The 22,326-nt window shown below is 41.6% G+C and carries 20 protein-coding genes and 1 pseudogene; 19 read left to right on the plus strand and 2 right to left on the minus strand.

The genetic code is table 11. The features are described from left to right. The first annotated feature begins 128 nt into the window (after window positions 1-128). The 6 genes and pseudogenes from argR (at window position 129) to V6Z54_RS15155 (ending at window position 7,432) form a co-directional block, all read left to right on the plus strand. On the plus strand, window positions 129-578 hold the full coding sequence (gene argR / locus V6Z54_RS15130; RefSeq protein WP_024422938.1) for a transcriptional regulator ArgR: 450 nt from the start codon (window positions 129-131) through the stop codon (window positions 576-578). Between the two features lie 32 nt (window positions 579-610). Further along, the gene (recN, locus tag V6Z54_RS15135; protein ID WP_269103293.1) at window positions 611-2,344 is read left to right on the plus strand and encodes a DNA repair protein RecN; all 1,734 of its coding nucleotides are present in this window, start codon (window positions 611-613) and stop codon (window positions 2,342-2,344) included. 198 nt (window positions 2,345-2,542) lie between these two features. After that, a pseudogene (gene spoIVB, locus V6Z54_RS15140) lies at window positions 2,543-3,821 on the plus strand (SpoIVB peptidase). 285 nt (window positions 3,822-4,106) lie between these two features. Next, window positions 4,107-4,910 carry a sporulation transcription factor Spo0A gene (spo0A, locus tag V6Z54_RS15145; RefSeq protein WP_041086125.1) on the plus strand — a complete coding sequence of 268 codons (804 nt, stop codon included), beginning with the start codon at window positions 4,107-4,109 and terminating at the stop codon, window positions 4,908-4,910. Between the two features lie 456 nt (window positions 4,911-5,366). Then, window positions 5,367-6,467: a Rap family tetratricopeptide repeat protein gene (locus V6Z54_RS15150; RefSeq protein WP_073979631.1), complete on the plus strand. Its 1,101-nt coding sequence runs from the start codon at window positions 5,367-5,369 to the stop codon at window positions 6,465-6,467. 227 nt (window positions 6,468-6,694) lie between these two features. Continuing rightward, complete coding sequence (locus V6Z54_RS15155; RefSeq protein WP_041086120.1) at window positions 6,695-7,432, plus strand: glycerophosphodiester phosphodiesterase; 738 nt, start codon at window positions 6,695-6,697, stop codon at window positions 7,430-7,432. 36 nt (window positions 7,433-7,468) lie between these two features. Here V6Z54_RS15155 and V6Z54_RS15160 read toward each other — a convergent pair whose 3' ends face one another. Next, entirely contained in the window at window positions 7,469-7,705 is a 237-nt protein-coding gene (locus V6Z54_RS15160) for a DUF2627 domain-containing protein (RefSeq protein WP_039179838.1), read from the minus strand. Window positions 7,706-7,854: 149 nt separating this feature from the next. On the opposite strand from V6Z54_RS15160, the gene V6Z54_RS15165 reads away from it, so the two are divergent. The 9 genes from V6Z54_RS15165 to V6Z54_RS15205 all read left to right on the plus strand — a co-directional run bounded on the left by V6Z54_RS15165 (window position 7,855) and on the right by V6Z54_RS15205 (window position 18,282). Further along, window positions 7,855-9,927, plus strand: coding sequence for a sigma-54-dependent Fis family transcriptional regulator (locus tag V6Z54_RS15165; protein ID WP_041086117.1), 2,073 nt, complete (start codon window positions 7,855-7,857; stop codon window positions 9,925-9,927). A gap of 123 nt (window positions 9,928-10,050) precedes the next feature. Then, window positions 10,051-10,944 carry a phosphate butyryltransferase gene (gene yqiS, locus V6Z54_RS15170; protein ID WP_047202267.1) on the plus strand — a complete coding sequence of 298 codons (894 nt, stop codon included), beginning with the start codon at window positions 10,051-10,053 and terminating at the stop codon, window positions 10,942-10,944. A 26-nt stretch (window positions 10,945-10,970) separates the two neighbouring features. After that, on the plus strand, window positions 10,971-12,065 hold the full coding sequence (gene bcd / locus V6Z54_RS15175) for a branched-chain amino acid dehydrogenase (RefSeq protein WP_041086113.1): 1,095 nt from the start codon (window positions 10,971-10,973) through the stop codon (window positions 12,063-12,065). A 27-nt stretch (window positions 12,066-12,092) separates the two neighbouring features. Next, a complete protein-coding gene (buk, locus tag V6Z54_RS15180; RefSeq protein ID WP_269103294.1) occupies window positions 12,093-13,220 on the plus strand; it encodes a butyrate kinase in 1,128 nt (375 codons plus the stop codon). Then, the gene (lpdA, locus tag V6Z54_RS15185; protein WP_073979635.1) at window positions 13,210-14,634 is read left to right on the plus strand and encodes a dihydrolipoyl dehydrogenase; all 1,425 of its coding nucleotides are present in this window, start codon (window positions 13,210-13,212) and stop codon (window positions 14,632-14,634) included. The genes buk and lpdA overlap by 11 nt, the downstream gene beginning before the upstream one ends. A gap of 17 nt (window positions 14,635-14,651) precedes the next feature. Further along, complete coding sequence (locus V6Z54_RS15190) at window positions 14,652-15,644, plus strand: thiamine pyrophosphate-dependent dehydrogenase E1 component subunit alpha (RefSeq protein ID WP_073979636.1); 993 nt, start codon at window positions 14,652-14,654, stop codon at window positions 15,642-15,644. Window positions 15,645-15,656: 12 nt separating this feature from the next. Next, on the plus strand, window positions 15,657-16,640 hold the full coding sequence (locus V6Z54_RS15195; protein ID WP_338527465.1) for an alpha-ketoacid dehydrogenase subunit beta: 984 nt from the start codon (window positions 15,657-15,659) through the stop codon (window positions 16,638-16,640). A gap of 19 nt (window positions 16,641-16,659) precedes the next feature. Beyond that, complete coding sequence (locus V6Z54_RS15200; RefSeq protein WP_041086103.1) at window positions 16,660-17,922, plus strand: dihydrolipoamide acetyltransferase family protein; 1,263 nt, start codon at window positions 16,660-16,662, stop codon at window positions 17,920-17,922. Window positions 17,923-17,988: 66 nt separating this feature from the next. Further along, complete coding sequence (locus V6Z54_RS15205) at window positions 17,989-18,282, plus strand: YesK-like family protein (protein ID WP_039179818.1); 294 nt, start codon at window positions 17,989-17,991, stop codon at window positions 18,280-18,282. 14 nt (window positions 18,283-18,296) lie between these two features. Here the strand turns inward: V6Z54_RS15205 and V6Z54_RS15210 are convergent, their stop codons facing one another. Then, complete coding sequence (locus V6Z54_RS15210) at window positions 18,297-19,190, minus strand: YegS/Rv2252/BmrU family lipid kinase (RefSeq protein ID WP_338527466.1); 894 nt, start codon at window positions 19,188-19,190, stop codon at window positions 18,297-18,299. Between the two features lie 169 nt (window positions 19,191-19,359). On the opposite strand from V6Z54_RS15210, the gene V6Z54_RS15215 reads away from it, so the two are divergent. The 4 genes from V6Z54_RS15215 (at window position 19,360) to V6Z54_RS15230 (ending at window position 22,243) form a co-directional block, all read left to right on the plus strand. Next, a complete protein-coding gene (locus V6Z54_RS15215; RefSeq protein WP_041086097.1) occupies window positions 19,360-19,797 on the plus strand; it encodes a BrxA/BrxB family bacilliredoxin in 438 nt (145 codons plus the stop codon). 195 nt (window positions 19,798-19,992) lie between these two features. After that, the gene (locus tag V6Z54_RS15220; RefSeq protein WP_041086095.1) at window positions 19,993-20,757 is read left to right on the plus strand and encodes a transporter substrate-binding domain-containing protein; all 765 of its coding nucleotides are present in this window, start codon (window positions 19,993-19,995) and stop codon (window positions 20,755-20,757) included. A 114-nt stretch (window positions 20,758-20,871) separates the two neighbouring features. Further along, the gene (locus V6Z54_RS15225; RefSeq protein WP_041086093.1) at window positions 20,872-21,528 is read left to right on the plus strand and encodes an amino acid ABC transporter permease; all 657 of its coding nucleotides are present in this window, start codon (window positions 20,872-20,874) and stop codon (window positions 21,526-21,528) included. Beyond that, complete coding sequence (locus tag V6Z54_RS15230; protein ID WP_338527467.1) at window positions 21,521-22,243, plus strand: amino acid ABC transporter ATP-binding protein; 723 nt, start codon at window positions 21,521-21,523, stop codon at window positions 22,241-22,243. Before V6Z54_RS15225 ends, V6Z54_RS15230 begins: the two co-directional genes overlap by 8 nt. Window positions 22,244-22,326: the final 83 nt, after the last annotated feature.

Below are 22,326 nucleotides of genomic sequence, written 5' to 3' on the forward strand. Positions count from 1 at the left end.
ATTCCTTTTTACATGGTCAAAAGACGAGAATCGACAGGATCTCACGTAATGCTTGTTTTTTGAAGTGTGCATCATATAACATAGAACATAAAGACAAACTGAGAATAAAACGCCTAGGGGGGTCAAATATGAATAAAGGTCAAAGGCATATTAAAATTAGAGAAATCATTGCAAGCCAAGAGATCGAAACACAAGATGAATTGGTCGATATTTTGAAAGCCGATGGATATAACATCACACAAGCGACCGTTTCTAGAGATATTAAAGAATTACATTTAGTGAAAGTTCCGACGAACAATGGAACATATAAATACAGTCTTCCTGCTGATCAGCGGTTTAACCCGCTGTCAAAGCTGAAGCGATCCCTAATGGATGCATTTATAAAAATGGATGCTGCCAGTCATTTAATTGTTCTTAAAACAATGCCGGGTAATGCTCAGGCGATCGGTGCTTTAATGGATAATTTAGATTGGGAAGAAATTATGGGAACGATTTGCGGAGATGATACCATTCTAATCATTTGCCGCACCCCAGATGATACAGAGACAGTTTCGAGCAAAATTTTAGAGCTTCTATAAAGAATCAGGTTTACTAAAGAGGTGTCAACTGAGTGTTAGCAGAACTAACCATTAAAAACTTTGCAATCATTGAAGAGTTAACGGTTTCATTTGAAAAAGGACTCACAGTCCTAACAGGGGAAACAGGTGCCGGAAAATCCATCATGATTGACGCTGTCTCACTTCTTGTGGGAGGAAGAGGGTCCTCTGAATTTGTTCGCTATGGTGAAAAAAAGGCAGAGCTGGAAGGGCTTTTTCTTGTACCAGCCGATCATCCTGTATTTTCTCTATGCGAAGAGCAGGGAATTGACGCATCAGATGAAATGATGATCCTCCGCCGTGATATTAACAACAGCGGGAAAAGCATTTGCCGCATTAATGGAAAGCTTGTCACCATCTCACTTTTACGTGAAGTAGGGCGGCTTTTGCTTGATATACATGGTCAGCACGATAACCAGCTGCTTATGGAAGATGAAAATCATCTGCATTTGCTCGATCAATTTGGAGCAGAAGAAATTGCACCGGCTCTCTTGCAGTATCAAGAAGCATATGATCAATATATGAAGACGGCTCAAAAGCTAAGACAGTTGTCCGAGAATGAGCAGGAAATGGTGCACCGCTTAGATTTACTGCAATTTCAGCTAGAGGAGATTGAGGCAGCGCAGTTAGAGCCGGGAGAAGATGAGCGGCTTCAGGAAGAGCGTCATCAAATCAGCAACTACGAGAAAATCTATTCCTCACTCCAAAACGCGTATAACGCTTTGCGTAATGAGCAAGGAGGACTAGATTGGGTTGGCATGTCCTCAAGCGAGCTTGAGCAAGTGTCTGAGATCAATGATGATTTGAAAAAGCTATCTGAACAAGTATCGAATTCCTACTACTTATTAGAGGATTCAACCTTCCAAATGCGAAGCATGCTGGATCAATTAGAATTCGATCCGGCTCGTCTTGATTTTATTGAATCCAGGCTGAATGAAATGAAGCAGTTAAAACGAAAATACGGCACAACCGTTGAGGAAATTTTGGAGTATGCGGCGAAGATTGAAGAAGAAATAGATCAAATCCAAAATCGAGACAGCCATCTGCAGACGCTCAAAAATAAACTGGATGCGATGAGCCGTGATGCCCTGCTGGAAGCACTTAACGTTTCGGAGTTACGTAAAAAATGGGCCAAAAAGCTAGCGAAGCAAATTCAAACGGAGCTCAAGGATTTGTATATGGAGAAGTCATCATTTGACACAGCTTTTTCTGTTCGATATGCGCCTTTTGGCAGCACCGATTGTCCGCTATTAGACGGAAAACCGGTCCAGCTCGGGAAAAATGGAATCGACCAAGCACAATTTGTCATTTCTACAAATACAGGCGAACCGATGAAATCTTTATCGAAAGTGGCCTCAGGTGGAGAAATCTCACGTGTCATGCTCGCTGTGAAGAGTATTTTCTCAGCCAAACAAGACGTCACATCCATTATTTTCGATGAAGTTGATACAGGCGTGAGCGGCAGAGTCGCACAAGCCATTGCTGAGAAAATTTACAAAGTTGCGTCTGGATCACAAGTGCTCTGTATTACACATCTGCCTCAAGTAGCCGCAATGGCTGACACACATCTCTTCATTTCGAAACGCTCGAAAGCGGGCAGAACACTGACGAGTGTCAAACCATTAAGTCATGAAGAAAAAGTGAGTGAAATTGGCCGGATGATTGCCGGTGTGGAAGTGACTGAGCTGACAAAACAACACGCAAAAGAACTATTGCACCAAGCAAATGATGTCAAAACAACAGGGTAGCTGAATCATCAGCTGCCTTTTTTATGTTGTGTAAAAGCCGGCGTATATACCCATAAAATCGTCTTTTTCTTTTATCAATTTATCCAATCATTTTCTAAAGCTGTCGGTTATAAATCCTCTCGAAGAAGGCAAAAGTAAAGATGTAGCCAAAACATGAGTGTTCTGGTGTGGGTAAGGAGCGAGGAGAGTGAAAAATGAATGCCCGAAAAGATGAGAAAAGCCATTGGTGTGATTCTCCTTGTTTCTTTAATAAGTACAGGGTTTATGAGCATAGTGAAGGAATACATCAGCATTCCAACAAATGTTGCTGTATTTGAAAAACAGAAGCACTCAATTGACACATCGATTGAAGCGTCAGCCAATGCTTCTTCACCAGCCTTTAGCCTTTCAGAGAAAAAGAATCAGCTGGATATTACAGGACAAAAGGCGGGAAAAGCCGAAATTGTTTATGATTTTAAAGGATTTCCTATTAAGAAAACAAAAGTTGACGTTCTCCCTGAATTAAAAGTCGTTCCTGGAGGACAATCCATTGGCGTCAAGCTCCACTCTGTAGGAGTTCTCGTTGTAGGTTTTCATCAAATCACAACAGCAGACGGCAAAAAATCACCAGGTGAAGCCGCAGGCATTCAGTCAGGGGATATGATCATTGAAATCAATGGTCAAAAAATGGAGAAAATGAATGACCTCACCCCATTTATTCAGAAAGCAGGGAAAACGGGTGAAACGCTTCGTTTGCTCATAAAGAGAGATCATAAAACCTTTCAAACAACATTAACACCGGCAAAAGATGCAAGTGAAGGCATCTATCGAATTGGTCTTTACATTCGTGATTCTGCAGCAGGAATCGGCACGATGACCTTTTTTGAACCTTCATCTAAAAAATATGGTGCCCTTGGGCATGTGATTTCTGACATGGATACAAAAAAAACCAATTGTTGTCGACAATGGTGAAATTGTCAGATCAACCGTGACATCGATTGAAAAAGGCACAGGAGGCAATCCTGGAGAAAAATTGGCGAGATTTTCTTCCGAAAGAAAAACAATAGGAGATATCTCCCGCAACAGCCCTTTTGGTATCTTTGGTACGTTAACGGAAAAGCTTGAAAATCATGTAGCAGATAAGCCACTTCCAGTCGCTTTATCAAATGAAGTAAAAGAAGGCCCAGCAGAAATTTTAACCGTTGTGGATCATGATAAAGTGGAGAAGTTTGATATTAAAATCGTCAGCACAACACCGCAGAAATTCCCAGCAACTAAAGGAATGGTATTGAAGGTAACAGATGAGCGGCTCTTAAGCAAAACGGGCGGAATCGTCCAAGGAATGAGCGGAAGCCCTATCATCCAAAATGGCAAAGTCATTGGAGCTGTCACACACGTATTCGTCAATGATCCGACTAGCGGGTACGGCGTACACATTGAATGGATGCTGTCAGAAGCAGGGATCGACCTTTATCAAAAAAACAAAAAAGCAAGCTGATCATCAAACTGCCGCGAATCTTCCGGCAGTTTTTTTCTACCCTTTCTTTCTCTTCCATCATGTTATAAAATAAGGAAAAAGAGATTTTTCGACAAAATGGAAAAAAGCATGTTGTCAAATTGCAATAATCGTCGATTCGTTAAGAAAAACGTAGAAAAAGCTAGATAATGCTCTATTATTCGGAAAATTAAAGTTTTTTAAAGGGGATAGCATGGTTTTGTCGAATTGAACACTCAGAAGAGAAATGCAAAAGACTAAAGGAATCGACATTGGGGAGGAAAGAACGTGGAGAAAATTAAAGTGTGTGTAGCTGATGACAATCGAGAGCTTGTTGGCCTTTTGACAGAGTACATTGAGGGACAGGAAGATATGGAAGTACTTGGCGTGGCGTATAATGGTCAGGAATGCCTGACATTATTTAAAGATAAAGAGCCCGACGTTCTCCTCTTAGACATTATTATGCCTCATTTAGACGGTCTTGCTGTACTAGAACGCCTCCGTGAAAACAATGAAATGTCAAAACAGCCAAGTGTGATTATGCTAACGGCATTTGGACAAGAAGATGTCACGAAAAAAGCAGTTGATTTGGGCGCATCCTATTTCATTTTAAAGCCATTTGATATGGAAAACCTAGTAGGTCATATTCGTCAAGTCAGTGGAAACGGCACACAAGTTACCCATCGCTCTTCATCAATCCAAAACAGTGTTCTTCGTAACAAACCTGAACCGAAACGTAAAAACTTAGATGCGAGCATTACAACCATTATTCATGAGATTGGCGTGCCTGCTCATATTAAAGGCTATTTATACTTAAGAGAAGCGATTTCTATGGTGTACAATGACATTGAGCTTCTCGGAAGCATTACTAAAGTGTTGTACCCAGACATTGCAAAGAAATTTAACACGACTGCCAGCAGGGTAGAACGAGCGATTCGTCATGCCATTGAAGTCGCTTGGAGCAGAGGAAACATTGATTCCATTTCCTCACTCTTTGGTTATACTGTCAGCATGTCAAAAGCGAAACCAACCAATTCAGAATTTATTGCCATGGTAGCTGATCGTCTGCGATTAGAGCATAGAGCTAGCTAGTTTATTTTTCATGAAAAAACGTTTCTTCATTGAGACGTTTTTTTATTTTGAAACATGTTGTCAAAAATTGGTTAGGTTGATAAAATCATTTTAATGTTTAAATTGGACAAACGGGCTGCTTTATTTTCAGAATAAAATGAAAAATAAAGCATGAAAAAAATAAAAAAGACATAGAGTAGTGGTAATCAGCTGCGCCAGTCGATCATGAAGTCTTCAAAATAGAAGAAGAAAACGCTCATTCGTAAGAAAAAGGATGAGAGGAAAAGGTCTTATGGATTTGGTAATTAAAGCAAACGAGATCGAAAGTTCTATTTCTATTGACCTGATTGGTTGGCGTTTTAAAGTCACTGGCTTCTTAGAGATTGTGCCATTTGAACTGAATATTCCCATTGTCGAATTTAATAATTTTCACATTCTTTTACTATGCTATAATAATGAAAAGAAGAGGGTGAGGTTATGGGAAAGCTGAAAATCCACTCTGCTGAGGTAGCGAACGAAATTAGCAAGTGGACGAGGGTCATTTCTCAGAATGACTTAGAAAAATCTGCTGTCTATAAAGCGAAAATTCAGAATTTGCTAAAAAATACAGATGAAGACCGTGAAGTTCTCCTTTATTATCAGCTTGTTGACGGCAGACATGAAATGTTACTTGGAAATATTGAAAAAGCCAATCAAATTATGAAAAGTGTCGGAACGCTCGATGAGAAGGCAGATGACATTATTAATTTTTATTTTTACTTTTACAAAGGCCAATATGCTGCATATGTGAAAAAGTATGATGAAGCCATTAGCTTTTACAAAATTGCAGAACAGCGGCTAAAACGTGTGAATGAAGACCTGGAAGTAGGAACTTTTCACCATAAGGTCGCTTCGATCTATTACGAACTGAAACAAAATTTCATATCCATTAATCATATTAAAAAAGCTATCGATACATTCAAAGCGCATGAAGAGTACACAGCGCAGGCAATTGACAGCTTGATTTTACATGCAAGTAATTGTATTGATTTGTTCCAATTCGATGAAGCAGAGAAAAAGTATAAAGAAGCACTTGAGAAAAGTGAGCGCATTAACAATGAAGTGCTGATTGGAAAATGCTATCACAATTTAGCTGTTCTTTATTATGCAAAGCATGATTATGATAAAAGCGCACATTATGCAAAAAAAGGAATGGGCATTCAAATTCACCGTGACAATAGTCATTATTACATCCAATCTTTATATGTTCTGGCAAATGCCTTAGTACATCTAGGAGATCAAGAGGCGAGGGAATATATTAAAGAGGGTATTTTGTATAGTTGCGATATCCAAAATAATGAATATATAGTAAAATTTGAAATTTTAGATTTGATGTGCGAGAATAGTGGGGCAGCAGACGTATTCTCTGAAAAATTAGACTACATAGAAAAAAATAGATTATATGTGGAGCTTGAGGATTTGTCTGAACAAATATCGAAATACTTCAAGGAACGAAATGATTATCAAAATGCCATTCGTTTTCTTGAAAAGAAATTCGATGCACAAATACTTCAAAAGAAAGTGGAGGTTATCTTATGAAAAAGTTGTTGTTAGGTGTAACCGTTGTTACAGCAGTCGCAGTTGTTTCTTCCCTTTTTGCTCTTGACGCAGAGACGACAGAGCAAGCCATCAGAGCGATTACGTGATCGAATTTATCTGTCAACCTCTTCATGCGAATCAGAAGAGGTTTTTTTATGCGCTCAAAACTGGAAAAACGAAAAAAGACACGTCATAATGAAAGGAAGCATCATATTTAGAGGTGACCTATGACGAAAATTTTTGCACACAGAGGCTTTAAAGGCATTTATCCAGAAAACACCATGATAGCCTTCGAGCATGCACTCCATTCCGGAGCTGACGGAATTGAGCTGGATGTTCAGCTGACGAAAGACGGTAGACTTGCTGTCATTCATGATGAGAAACTGAACAGAACAACGAATATGAAAGGTTTAGTGAAAGACCATACATATGAAGAATTAAAAGCGGGAGATGCGAGTCATTCTTTTTATGAAGAAACCGGTGCTGTATCCATTCCTCTTTTAGAGGAAGTATTAGAGCTAGTGACGCAGCAATCATCATTGATCATTAATATTGAACTGAAAAACTCCATTTATCGATATCCAGGTATCGAGGAGAAAGTAAAAAAGCAAATCGAGCATTTTCAAATAGAAGACCGTGTACTTGTTTCATCGTTTCATCACGGCAGTTTAGCTCTTTTTCACAAACTGATGCCGCATGTTGAACTTGCTGTACTCACAATGGATGTGATTCATCAGCCGGAGAAGTATATAAAAACAGTACCAGCAAGAGGCTATCATCCAAATATTAAGGGTGCAGGCGTGACTAAAGAGGTCGTGTCAGCTCTCCATGCATCTCAGCAAGTGATCAGGCCGTTTACAGTAAATAGTGAAAAGCAAATGAAAAACATGTTTTCCTTAGGTGTCGATGGCATTTTCACTGATTTTCCTGACCGAGCCGTGAAAATAAGAGAAGAAATGAAATAAAGACCTGCTATCATCAGCGGGTCTTTTTTTCACGTTTTATCTCTGCTTAAAGCGAGCAGTCACTTTATTTCGTTTACGGTCTCTATATAAAATAAAGCCAGCCACTACATAAAGACCTCCCCCTAAAAATAACAACCCTGCAATTCCTTGCAGCCATAAAAATGGAAATGGTGCAATGATGATTCCGAAAACAGTGTCACGCAGCAGCTTAATCCCAAGTGCAGCAAGCGCGCCAGGTATTAAAATAATCACTAGTGCAAGTATTCTCCCCATCAAATGTCCCCTTAAACGTCATTTACTTCCATTGTCTAATTCAAAAAATATTTTGTCAAGAAAGGAAAACGTGGTAATATAAGAGTTGTGCAATTTTTTGCAACGGAAAAATATGGTGTGCAAATTTCTTCATATAAAGGGGTAACGGGATGCAGAGAGTCTTGATTGTCGGTGCAGGACAGGGTGGATCAGCATTACTAGAAACATTGCTGAAAACAAATATGATTCAAATCATTGCGATCGCCGACCTTGATCTTGAGGCACCGGGGATGGCAGAAGCGAAAAAGAATGGAATTGATACAACAACGGATTGGAAAGAATACATAAAAGATGACATTGATATCATCATTGAAACAACAGGCAGTTCAGCAGTGCTGAAAGAACTGATGGAAAAAAAGCCAGAGCACGCAGTCATTGTTCCAAGTTCAATGGCTTATGTCATATCAGAATTAATGTCAGAAAAACAGCAGCTAATTCAAATATTAAAGGAACAAACCTATAAGCATGACCGCATTTTTAATGCAACGAACGATGGGATGATTTTTATAAACATGGACGAAGAAGTCGTCCTGTTTAATCGATCAGCGGCCAAAATGGTTGGATGCTCGCAAAAAGATGCGATTGGCCGCCACATACGAGAAGTGATTCCAAACACAAAACTTCCCGACATTTTAAGATCGAGAGAGCCAGAATTTAATCAAAAACAATTTCTGAACCAGCAAATACAAATTGTCACAACGCGTTTGCCGATTATTGATGACGCGGGGAGAATGCTAGGTGCTTTATCTATCTTTAAAGATATTACAGATGCCGTTGAGCTTGCGGAGGAAGTAACCAACCTTAAAGAAGTGCGAACAATGCTGGAGGCGATCATTCAATCGTCAGATGAAGCCATATCGGTTGTTGATGAGCAGGGAAAAGGGATCTTGATCAACCGAGCTTATACGAAAATGACTGGATTAACAGATAAAGAAGTTGTGGGGAAACCTGCAGGTGCAGATATTTCTGAAGGAGAAAGCATGCATTTGAAGGTACTTGAAACAAGAAGACCGGTCCGAGGTGTCAGAATGAAAGTCGGGCCGAATAAAAAAGATGTGATCGTCAACGTAGCGCCAGTCATCGTTGATGGCATCTTAAAAGGCAGCGTCGGCGTCATTCATGACGTATCAGAAATTCAATCGCTCACGAATGAACTAAATAAAGCAAGGCAGCTCATCCGGACGCTTGAAGCAAAGTACACATTTGAAGACATCATTGGAGAAAGTGAGCAAATGCTTGTGGCACTTGAGCAGGCAAAGCTAGGAGCAAAAACGCCAGCCACCATTTTACTCCGGGGAGAATCAGGTACTGGTAAAGAGCTGTTTGCGCACGCCATTCACAATGAAAGTGACCGAAAATATAATCGCTTTGTACGGGTCAACTGTGCAGCCTTATCAGAGACCCTTTTAGAGTCAGAGCTTTTTGGTTATGAAGAAGGGGCGTTCTCTGGTGCAAGGCGCGGCGGGAAAAAAGGGCTTTTTGAAGAGGCAAATCAAGGCAGCATTTTTTTAGATGAAATTGGTGAAATGACGCCAAGTACACAGGCGAAGCTGCTGCGCGTCATGCAGGAGAAAGAAATTGTAAGAGTAGGCGGAACAAAGGCCATACCGGTCGATGTTCGTGTGATCACGGCGACAAATGTCAATATTGAAAAAGCGATGGCAGAAGGAAAGTTCAGAGAGGACTTATATTATCGCATGAACAGATACCCGATTTCCATCCCGCCGCTAAGGCAGCGCCTTGAGGATATTGACTCGTTAAGCAAACGTCTCATCCAAAAGATTAATTTAGACTATGGACGAAACGTGCGCGGGTTAACAGAACAGGCGCTTCATAGACTGCGATCATATAAGTGGCCTGGAAATGTAAGAGAGCTTGAAAATGTACTTGGACGAGCCATGATCTTTTTAAACCCGCAAGAAGAATGGATTGATGAGGGGCATATTTCGTTCATGGAGTCTGAAGATCAGGAAGAAAAAGAGCAGCAGGAACTGGCTGTCAGTCAATTTGAGGGAGAGACGCTTTCGGATGCTGTTGAGGCATTTGAAGCGCAGCTGATTAAACAAACCCTTGAAAAGCATCAATTTAATCGCACGAAAACAGCGAAAACGTTAGGGATCAGCATTCGTAACCTTTACTATAAAATGGATAAATATCAACTTGCAAAAGATAGCATGCAATAAAATGCATGTAACCTGCAATAGATTGCACGAATGTCATGCAAACTGCCTCATTTTACTGCATTTCAAACTGGCACGGAACTTGCATATAAAACATGAACCGAGCACAAGGAAAGGTGGGCATATATGAAGCTTGACGATCTGATTATGAAAGCCGCCCAGCTGCAGAATAAAACGGCGGCTGTGGCTCATGCAGAAGACGAAGAAGTGCTTCATGCCATCAAGATGGCAATTAAGCGAAAGGTCGCTCGCTTTCTCCTGGTTGGGAACAAACGCAACCTGAAGGAGCTAGTGAAACAGCATGAAATCGATGAGGACTGGATAGATATCATTCATTCAGATTCTCCCGAAGAATCTGCCAAAATAGCCGTGCAGGCAGTGAGCGAGAAGCATGCAGATATTTTGATGAAGGGGCATGTCCCGACAGCCGTTCTTTTAAAAGCGGTACTGAATAAAGAATATGGGCTCAGGACAGCAAGTGTCCTATCACATGTCGCAGCATTCGAAGTACCGGGCTTTGACCGCTTTATTTATGTTACAGATTCTGCGATGAACATCGCGCCCGATTTAAATATGCTGAAAGAGATTACGATCAATTCTGTTCAAGTAGCACAAGCTGTCGGAAACGACATGCCAAAGGTTGCAGTGCTCTCTGCGGTCGAGGTCGTGAATCCGGCAATGGATTCAACTTTAACTGCGGCAAGTCTTGCGCAAATGAATCGGCGGGGGCAAATTTCTGGATGCCTGATTGATGGGCCTCTTGCTTTAGATAATGCCATTTCTCAAACGGCAGCTTCTCATAAAAATATTACGAGTGATGTAGCCGGCCATGCAGATATTTTGCTTGTGCCAACAATTGAGGCAGGAAACATTCTTTATAAATCTCTCATCTACTTTGCACATGCGAAGGTGGGAGCTGTGGTGGCAGGAGCGAAGGCGCCGATTGCTTTAACAAGCCGGTCTGATTCAGCTGAAAGTAAGCTTTATTCAATTGCGCTTGCCATCTGTACATCAAATTAAGCGGAAGTAATAGGAGGAATAACACAATGGAACTTTTTAAATATATGGAACGTTACGATTATGAACAGCTTGTATTTTGTCAGGATGAGCAGTCTGGCTTAAAAGCGATTATTGCGATTCATGATACAACACTTGGGCCTGCACTAGGCGGAACGAGAATGTGGACGTATGAAAACGAAGAAGCAGCCATTGAGGATGCACTGCGTCTAGCAAGAGGAATGACTTATAAAAACGCGGCAGCAGGACTTAATCTTGGCGGCGGAAAAACAGTGATCATCGGTGACCCGAGAAAAGACAAAAACGAAGAAATGTTCCGTGCATTTGGACGTTACATTCAAGGGCTGAATGGCCGCTATATTACAGCGGAAGATGTCGGTACAACGGTAGAAGACATGGACCTCATTCATGAAGAAACCGATTTTGTCACAGGGATCTCTCCTGCATTTGGTTCATCCGGAAATCCGTCTCCAGTCACAGCTTACGGTGTATATAAAGGGATGAAAGCCGCTGCCAAAGCTGCTTTCGGTACAGATTCATTAGAAGGAAAAACAATTGCTGTCCAAGGTGTTGGAAATGTGGCCTACAATCTGTGTAAACATCTGCACGAAGAAGGCGCACAGCTTATTGTCACAGATATCAACAAAGACTCTGTCAAACGAGCTGTTGAAGACTTCGGCGCAAAAGCAGTCGATCCTGACGATATTTATGATCAAGCATGTGATATTTATGCACCGTGCGCACTTGGTGCAACCATTAACGATGTAACCATTCCAAAGTTAAAAGCAAAAGTGATTGCAGGTGCTGCAAATAACCAGCTAAGAGAAACGCATCACGGAGACCTTATCCATGAAATGGGGGTTGTATATGCTCCTGACTATGTGATCAATGCAGGCGGTGTGATTAACGTGGCTGATGAGCTTTATGGCTATAATGCAGATCGTGCGATGAAAAAAGTCGAAGGCATTTATCAAAATATTGAACGTGTGATTGAAATTTCAAACCGTGATGCCATTCCAACTTATAAAGCGGCAGACCGATTGGCTGAAGAGCGAATTGAAAGAATGCGCAAATCAAGAAGTCAATTCTTGCAAAATGGTCAACATATTTTAAGTCGTCGCTAATTGGAAGAATGAGTTGAAACGGAGGTTTTGTTTTTGCTGACAAAAGAATGGCGTATTCTCACGATTAATCCTGGCTCTACTTCAACAAAAATTGGTGTGTTTCATAATGAACGTTCTATTTTTGAAACGACACTTAGACATACAGATGAGGAATTAAAGTCGTTTCCTCATATCATTGATCAATTTTCTTTCCGCAAAGAAACCATTTTGAAAACACTGCATGAACAGGGGATGAATATCTCAAAGTTTGATGCAGTGTGCGCGCGTGGCGGTCTCCTTCGTCCGATTGAAGGAGGCACATATGAAGTCAATGAGCAAATGGTGAAAGATCTAAAAGAAGGATATGCCGGCCAGCATGCATCCAATCTCGGCGGAATCATCGCGAGAGAAATCGCACTTGGCCTGAATATCCCAGCTTTTATTGTCGATCCAGTTGTGGTGGATGAACTAAAGCCAATTGCTCGTATTTCAGGGCTGCCAACGATCGAAAGAAAAAGCATCTTTCATGCATTAAATCAAAAAGCGGTCGCAAGGAAAACAGCGGCTTCTTTTGGAAAAAATTATGAAGATTTGAACATGATTATTACTCATATGGGCGGCGGTATCACCATTGGTGTTCATGAAAAAGGGAAAGTCATCGATGTGAATAATGGTTTGCATGGCGAAGGTCCTTTCAGTCCTGAGCGTGCGGGAACCTTGCCGACAGGTGATCTTGTAAATCTTTGTTTTTCGGGAGAGTATACCCAAGAGGAAATGCTCAAACGCATTATTGGCGAAGGCGGACTTGCGGGCTATCTTGGCACGACAGACGCTGTAAAAGTGGAACGCATGATTGAAGCAGGTGATGAGCGTGCGGCGCTCATTTATGAAGCAATGTGCTATCAAATTGCCAAGGAAATTGGTGCGGCTAGCGCTGTTTTAAAAGGAGCAGTTGACGTCATTGTATTAACAGGCGGACTTGCGTACAGCAAACAAATTACATCAAGTATTCGCGGCTATATTGACTGGATTTCAGATGTTGTCGTGTATCCAGGTGAAAATGAGCTGCAATCGTTAGCGGAAGGTGCGCTTCGTGTTTTAAAAGACGAAGAATCACCGAAAGAATACCCAAATGATCAACAGGAAAAGAAAGGAGTGACAAGTCATGGCAACTGAATATGACCTCGTCATTCTTGGTGGAGGCACAGGCGGCTATGTAGCAGCCATCCGTGCCTCACAGCTTGGATTGAAAACAGCAGTTGTAGAAAAAGAAAAGCTCGGCGGAACATGTCTTCATAAAGGCTGCATTCCGTCTAAAGCGCTGCTCAGAAGTGCAGAAGTTTATCAAACCGTCAAACGCGCAGCTGACTTTGGTGTTGAGGCAGGCGGCATTGCTTTGCAATTTGCTAATGTGCAGAAAAGAAAAACAGAGATTGTCGAAAAACTAGCAGGCGGCGTCAAACATTTAATGAAACAAGGAAAAATTGATGTATATGAAGGGATTGGCCGTATTCTTGGCCCATCTATCTTTTCGCCAATGCCAGGAACGATCTCCGTAGAGATGGCAAATGGAGAGGAAAATGAAATGCTTATTCCAAAGCAGGTCATCATTGCAACAGGCTCAAGACCGCGGGTGCTGCCAGGGCTTGAAGCAGATCGAACACACATCCTCACATCAGATGATGCACTTGAACTGCCAGAGCTTCCGCAGTCGATGCTAATTGTCGGAGGCGGAGTGATCGGAATCGAGTGGGCATCCATGCTCAATGATTTTGGTGTGAATGTCACTGTGATTGAGTTTGCAGACCGCATTTTGCCAACAGAGGATCATGACATTTCTAAAGAAATGGAAAAGCTATTATCTAAAAAAGGCATCACCTTTGTGACAAATGCGAAGGTACTGCCAGATAGCGTAGAAAAGCAGGAAAATCTCGTGACAATTCAAGCGGAAAAGGATGGAGACATTCAGACATTTGAAGCGGAAAAACTCCTTCTTTCAGTCGGCAGAGTACCTAATATCGAGGGCATAGGTCTTGAAAACACGGACATCCAAACCGAAAAGCAAGGCATTGTCGTGAATGAACATTATCAAACGAAAGAATCGCATATTTACGCAATAGGAGATGTCATTGGTGGGCTTCAGCTGGCACATGTGGCTTCACACGAAGGTATGATTGCTGTTGAACATATGGCTGGGAAAGATCCAAAGCCGCTCGATGAAACGCTCGTATCTAAATGTGTTTACTCTCACCCAGAAACCGCTAGTGTTGGACTCACTGAACAGGCGGCAAAAGAGCAGGGCTTTGAAGTCAAAATAGGGAAATTTCCATTTATGGCGATTGGAAAAGCGCTTGTGTATGGGGAGTCTGATGGATTCGTCAAAATCATCGCCGATCAAAAGACAGATGATATTTTAGGAATTCATATGATTGGTCCTCATGTAACAGATATGATATCTGAAGCTGGATTAGCCAAAGTACTTGATGCAACGCCGTGGGAAGTGGGGCAAACGATACATCCGCACCCGACCTTATCAGAGGCGATTGGCGAGGCAGCCCTTGCTGTTGACGGGAAGGCGATCCATTTTTAATCAAGGAGGGAAACATGATGAGTAACATGCGTCATCAGGAATTAGGATTATCAGATGAACAAGCAATTGACATATATAGAACAATGCTTCTAGCAAGAAAAATCGATGAACGGATGTGGCTTTTAAACCGTTCAGGAAAAATTCCATTCGTCATTTCTTGTCAAGGACAGGAAGCACAGCAAGTCGGTGCTGCATTTGCCCTTAATAGACAAGAAGATTACGTCTTACCTTACTACCGTGATATGGGGGTTGTCCTTGCTTTTGGGATGACAGCAAAAGATTTAATGATGTCTGGTTTCGCAAAACAAAACGATCCAAACTCAGGCGGAAGACAAATGCCGGGGCATTTTGGACAAAAAGCAAATCGAATTGTGACCGGATCTTCACCTGTAACAACGCAGGTTCCTCACGCGGTGGGAATTGCCCTTGCTGGACGATTAGAGCAGAAAAACTTTGTCAGCTTTGTCACGTTCGGTGAAGGCTCATCAAACCAAGGAGATTTTCACGAAGGCGCTAACTTCGCTGCTGTGCATAAACTGCCTGTGATTTTCATGTGTGAAAACAATAAGTACGCGATTTCCGTGCCATATGACAAACAAGTGGCCTGTGAACGCATTTCAGATCGTGCGATTGGATATGGGATGCCTGGCGTAACTGTAGATGGAAATGATCCGCTTGAAGTATATGCCGCTGTCAAAGAAGCGAGAGACCGTGCGGCTAGAGGCGAAGGCCCGACATTAATTGAAACAATCTCTTACCGTTTAACTGCGCATTCAAGTGATGACGATGATTCAAGCTATCGAGAAAAAGAAGAAGTGCTCGAAGCAAGAAAGAAAGATCCGCTCATCCAATATGAAACGTATTTAATCGAAGGAAACGTCATGACTTCTGAAATGAAAGAAGAGATGACAAAAGAAATCATGCAAATCGTAAACGAAGCTACTGATGAAGCGGAAAACGCAGCTTATGCTGAGGCAGAAAGCGCACTTCGTTACGTGTATGCGGAGTAAGGGGGAAGAAAAATGCCTGTTATGTCATATATAGACGCCATTACACTGGCGATGAAAGAAGAAATGGAACGAGATCCGAAAGTGTTTGTGCTCGGAGAGGATGTCGGGAAAAAAGGCGGCGTATTTAAAGCGACAGCGGGTCTTTACGAGCAATTTGGAGAAGCGCGCGTCATGGATACACCTCTTGCAGAATCAGCCATTGCTGGTGTAGGTATTGGGGCAGCGATGTATGGAATGCGCCCAATTGCAGAAATGCAATTTGCGGATTTCATTATGCCTGCAATCAACCAAATCATTTCAGAGGCTGCAAAAATTAGATACCGATCAAATAATGATTGGAGCTGTCCAATGGTCATCCGCGCACCTTACGGGGGCGGAGTACACGGGGCACTTTATCATTCACAATCGGTCGAAGCGATTTTTGCTAACCAGCCTGGTTTGAAGATTGTGATGCCTTCTACACCTTATGATGTCAAAGGTCTTTTGAAGGCTGCAGTGCGTGATCCAGATCCTGTATTGTTCTTTGAACATAAACGTGCATACCGCCTTATTAAAGGAGAAGTGCCTGAAGAGGATTACACTCTTCCGATTGGAAAAGCAGATGTGAAACGAGAAGGCGATGATATTACGATCATTACATATGGCCTTTGTGTCCATTTTGCGCTGCAAGCAGCAGACCGCCTTGCAAAAGACGGCATTTCCGCTCATATTCTCGATTTGAGAACAGTGTACCCGCTTGATCAGGAAGCGATTATAGAAGCGGCTTCTAAAACAGGGAAAGTGCTTCTGTTAACGGAAGATACAAAAGAAGGCAGCATCATGAGTGAGGTTGCGGCGATCATTTCTGAGCATTGCTTATTCGATTTAGACGCACCAATCAAACGCTTGGCAGGACCAGATATTCCGGCAATGCCTTATGCGCCGACAATGGAGAAATTCTTCATGGTCAACCCGGATAAGGTAGAAGCTGAAATGAGAGAGCTAGCGGCGTTTTAAGAAAGAGGAGGGTTTCAAAGTGGCAATTGAACAAATGAAAATGCCTCAGTTAGGTGAAAGTGTAACAGAAGGAACCATTAGCAAATGGCTCGTTTCACCTGGCGATCATGTGAATAAATACGATCCGATTGCGGAAGTCATGACGGATAAAGTGAACGCAGAAGTCCCGTCTTCTTTTACAGGAACGATTACAAAGCTATCGGCTGAGGAAGGCGAAACGCTGCAAGTAGGAGAAGTATTCTGTGAGATTGAAGTTGAAGGAAGCGAGCAGCAGAGCGAGACAGAAGCAGCAGCACCTGAGCAAAGCGAAGCGCCTGAAGCAGATCAAACAAATGAGAATCAAAGTCAAAAGAAACGTTACTCTCCAGCCGTTCTTCGTTTAGCAGATGAGCATGGCATTGATTTAACAGCTGTTCAAGGTACGGGAGCAGGCGGCCGAATTACTAGAAAAGATTTGCTGCAGCTCATTGAAAACGGCGGCGTCAAAGAAAAGACAGTAACTGTCAATGAACGTGCTGTTCAATCGGAGCCTGCGCAGCCATCTCCATCTAAAGCAAAAGCGGTGCCTCCCGTCCCTTCCATGCCTGGTGATGTTGAGCTGCCAGTCACGCCTGTCCGGCAGGCAATTGCGGCAAATATGCTGAGAAGCAAACATGAAATTCCGCATGCATGGACGATGATGGAAGTCGATGTGACAAATCTAGTGACAAGAAGAAATCAGCTGAAGGATCAGTTTAAAGCAAAAGAAGGCTTTAACTTGACGTTCTTTGCGTTCTTTGTCAAAGCAGTGGCTCAGGCCTTAAAGGAATTCCCTGAAATGAACAGCATGTGGGCTGGAGATAAAATTGTGCAGAAGAAAGCGATCAATGTTTCGATTGCTGTCGCTACAGATGACGCGCTTTTTGTTCCAGTCATTAAGGATGCGGATGAAAAGACCATTAAGGGCATCGCCAAAGAAATTCATGAGCTTGCGTCTAAAGTGAGACAAGGAACACTCAAGCAAAGTGATATGGAGGGCGGTACTTTCACTGTCAACAATACCGGATCATTTGGTTCGGTACAATCAATGGGAATCATTAATTACCCGCAAGCGGCGATTTTACAAGTAGAATCGATCGTGAAGCGTCCGATGATAGTAAACGGAATGATTGCGGCAAGAGACATGGTCAATCTTTGTCTTTCATTAGATCACAGAGTACTAGATGGTCTTGTATGCGGCAGATTCCTTCAGCGAATTAAACAAATCCTTGAAGGCATCGACGAGCAGACATCTGTTTATTAAAACAATCATTTTCCCCCTCCCGGCATGAGAGGGGGATTTCCACATCTAGGAGAAAGGAGCGATGATATGTCTGGACTAGATTTTTTTGCTTTTCTAACGATTGGTCTCATGTTTATCACAGCGATTGCCTTCGCTTTTCTACGGTACATTTCTAAATCACGCAATCATCCTGAACGATTACTGCTTATCATATCGATCGTTTCAATCATTCAAATCGTGTACTGTTTGCTGATTGTCGGTGGGTTTAAAGGAGCAGCCAATAGCTTTTTAGGAATATCACTTCTCGCTGGAACACTTCTCGGATATGCACTTGAATATTTATACAGACGCTATATCAAAAAAAAGCCCGAATCAAAATGATGTCGGGCTTTTTTTTATTCTGCTGGAACAATAAAGGTCAAATGCTGTTTTAACACTTCTAAAGAAGAGGGAGCCTTCATATAAACCTCACCATCCGTATCAGCATCCATTTCCTCTTTTGTGTGGATACGAATACTGGACGCTTGAATGAGAGACAGATCGCCGGTGAAATCCTCCAGCTCTTCCCGGTTCATTGAGAAGATTTCTTTTAAAGCAGAGAAACTTGTATTTCTGCAAATTAAGATTTCAGCTTTTCCATCATCAATGGATGCATTAGGCAAATCAATTTTATTTGTACCGATAAAATGTCCATTCATGACAAGAACGATGACTGCTTCCTCTTCCCAGCTTTCCTCTTCGGTCTCAATCCGTACGTGAAAAGGATCTGTTTGCTGCAGAGTGCGCAGGGCACTTGTGAAATAGCTGATTTTGCCGAGTACGGCTTTTTCCTTGTCATTAATATTGGTGGACGTGTCTGCAATCAGCCCAATGCCCCAAAAGTTTAACAAGTATCGATCTTCAGCCTTGATTAAATCAACCTTTTTTTCTATGCCGTCTACAATCATTTGAGCGGCTTTTTGCATCTGTTGGGGAATTCCAAGCGTTCTAGAAAAATCATTGCATGTCCCGCCTGGTAATATCGCTACCGCAGGCCTTTTTTCTAAACCGCCAATACCGTTTATGCATTCATGCACGGTACCATCTCCGCCTAATATGATGAGCAATTCCACCGTCTCATCAATATGACGGCAAAAATCATAAGCATCATTTGGCTGCTTTGTTGCTTTTAGAATGAGTTCATCAATATGTAGAGAAAGAAGAGGCACTGTTTGACCGAGTGTTTTTTCCATGTTTTTTTGTCCAGCATTTCCATTATAAATGAGCATCGCTTTTTTGAATTGTGCCATCACGCAGTTCTCCCTTTCATCTCTTTATCATCACTTTTCCCCAATTTGACAGCTCATAAACGATGTTCGGAAAAAGAGCCGACGGATAAGACAACACATTTGCCCGCAGGCGTTTTCCTTGATATGATGGAGTTAAAATGGTTATGGTACGCAAAAGGAGTGGACGGACATGAATATTGATTTTAATTTATTTATGAATGATATTGTAAAACAAGCGAGAGAAGAAATTAAGCAGGCAGGCTACACTGAGCTTACGTCAGCTGAAGAGGTAGACGAAGCACTGACTAAAAAAGGAACGGCACTTGTTATGGTGAATTCAGTATGCGGCTGTGCAGGCGGTATTGCAAGACCAGCTGCCGGCTATTCTGTTCATTATGATAAGCGTCCAGATCAATTACTGACAGTGTTTGCTGGGCAGGACAAAGAAGCAACAGCAAGAGCTCGTGAGTATTTTGAAGGCTTCCCGCCATCTTCACCATCCTTTGCCTTATTAAAAGATGGAAAAATCATTAAAATGGTTGAGCGTCATGAAATTGAAGGGCACGAGCCAATGGAAGTCGTGTCAAAACTACAATCCGCTTTTGATGAGCATTGCGAAGAAATCTAACATATGACTTTTGAATGAATAAATATAAAGCAGTCCGGTCTTTAGATCGGTCTGCTTTTTGTTTTATAAGACAATAGAATCAAAATAATTTTAGCAAAATACTATTGCATCTTAAAAAGAAAGTGTTTAAAATACATTATAGTGAATAAATATTCAAATTAATACATGATTTTAAATACTGGGAGGCATCATCATATGAAAAAGTGGTTATTATTACTTATGACAGCTGGTCTTGCAGCTGCACTCGCAGCATGCGGAACTTCTTCTAATAATTCAAACGCATCAGGAGATGACAAAACACTCGTGATGGCGACATCAGCAGATTATCCGCCATTTGAATCAAAAGACGGAGATAAAATTGTCGGTTTTGATGTAGATCTTGCAACAGCACTAGCGAAAAAGAACGGCTACAAGCTAGAAATTCAAGATATGGACTTTGCTAGCCTTGTATCAGCCCTTAAAACAAACAAAGCTGATATTGTTCTTGCAGGAATGACACCTACAGAAAAACGTAAAAAGCAAGTTGATTTCTCTGATGTTTATTACAATGCTAAAAACTTGGTTGTATCAAAGAAATCTAGCGGTATTAAGGCAGAGAAAGATTTAAAAGATAAAACAGTCGGCGTTCAATTAGGTTCTATTCAACAAGATGAAGCAAATGGATTGCAAAAGAAATATAACCTAACAGTCGAAGACCGTAATAAAATTTCTGATATCATTCAAGAGATCAAAGCAGGCCGTTTTGATGCAGCAATTATTGAAGATAAAGTAGCTGCTGGTTACTTGAAAAAGGAAAAAGACTTCCAAGCATTTGGATTGAACAGCTCAAACGAAGGTTCAGCCATTGCATTCAAGAAAAATAGCGACTTAACAGCGAAGTTTAATAAATCATTAAATGAAATGAAAGATAATGGTGAACTTGATAAATTAATTAAAAAATGGTTTGCTGATGAAAAGTAAGTCAGGAAAAGGATCAGCGTCATTCAAGAAAATCAAGTAGAAAAGCGCTGAAAAGTTCAACTCGTGTTGAACTTTTTTCCTGTTTTGTATGAAGGCAAAAAAAAGGAGAATGTCATGTTTGATTTTAAAGATGTAATACCTCAGATGCCCTTTATTCTAGAAGGGCTTAAGGTCACGCTTTCTATTGTAGTGGTATCCCTTTTCCTTGGATTTATCTTAGGGATTTTATTAACGCTTTGTAAAATTAGTGTGTTTAAACCGCTCATTTGGCTTGCAGACTTTTATACGTCAATTTTCCGAGGCACACCGCTTGTGCTTCAATTGCTCATTATTTATTTTGGTCTGCCGCAGCTTCTTGGGTTCCAAATCGATCAATACTGGGCTGCTGTAGCGGCATTTTCACTCAACTCGGCGGCATACGTATCTGAAATTATTCGTGCGGGTATTAATGCCATTGATAAAGGTCAAAAAGAAGCGGCCGTTGCTTTAGGCATCCCTTATGCTAAAATGATGAAGGACTTATTGCTTCCGCAGGCGTTTAAAAATATTTCACCTGCACTTGTGAATGAAACGATTACACTGACAAAAGAATCAGCGATTGTAACAGTCATCGGACTGGGTGATGTCATGAGACGAGCCTATCAAGCAGGGGCCGTCACGTATAATTATCTTGAACCGCTTATTTTTGCGGGTCTTATCTATTATGTCATCGTGCTTGTTCTCACCTTTGTCGGCAAGTCGGTGGAAAGGAAGTTAAAATCAAATGATTAAAATAGAGAAACTCACAAAATCTTTTGGTAAAAACGAAGTTTTAAAGGGGATCGACACGACCATTAAAGAAGGGGAAGTTGTTGCGGTTATTGGACCATCTGGTTCAGGAAAATCGACCTTCCTCCGCTGCATGAATTTACTTGAAAAGCCGACTTCTGGTGTCATTACGATTCAGGACACCGAAATCACTAATCCAAAAACGAATGCACTAAAAGTGCGTGAGAACATCGGAATGGTATTTCAGCATTTCCATCTGTTCCCGCATAAAACGGTGCTGGAAAATATCACATATGCGCCAATGAATGTGAAGAATCAATCGAAGGAAGACAGCATCAAGCAAGCTGAAGACCTGCTCAAAAAGGTAGGGCTTTTAGAGAAAAAAGATGATTTCCCGAACCGTTTGTCCGGCGGTCAAAAACAGCGTGTGGCGATTGCACGTGCGCTTGCAATGACACCAGACATTATGCTGTTTGACGAACCAACGTCTGCCCTAGATCCAGAAATGGTCAAGGAAGTATTAGAGGTCATGAAAGAGCTGGCTCAATCTGGAATGACACTCGTCATCGTCACACATGAAATGGGCTTTGCAAAAGAAGTGGCTGACCGTGTAATTTTTATGGATGACGGGAAAATTGTAGAGGATGCAAACCCAGTACAATTTTTTGAATCACCGTCTTCACAGCGTGCGCAAGACTTCTTACAAAAAATATTATAAAGAAAAAAGAGAAGGAGACTTAACATCTCCTTCTTTTTTTGATTATAATGGGGAAAGTAAAAAAAGTTCATCATTTCACAAAA

The organism is Bacillus sp. MAG717A (genome assembly GCF_036884855.1).
Lineage (GTDB): Bacteria > Bacillota > Bacilli > Bacillales > Bacillaceae > Bacillus > Bacillus safensis.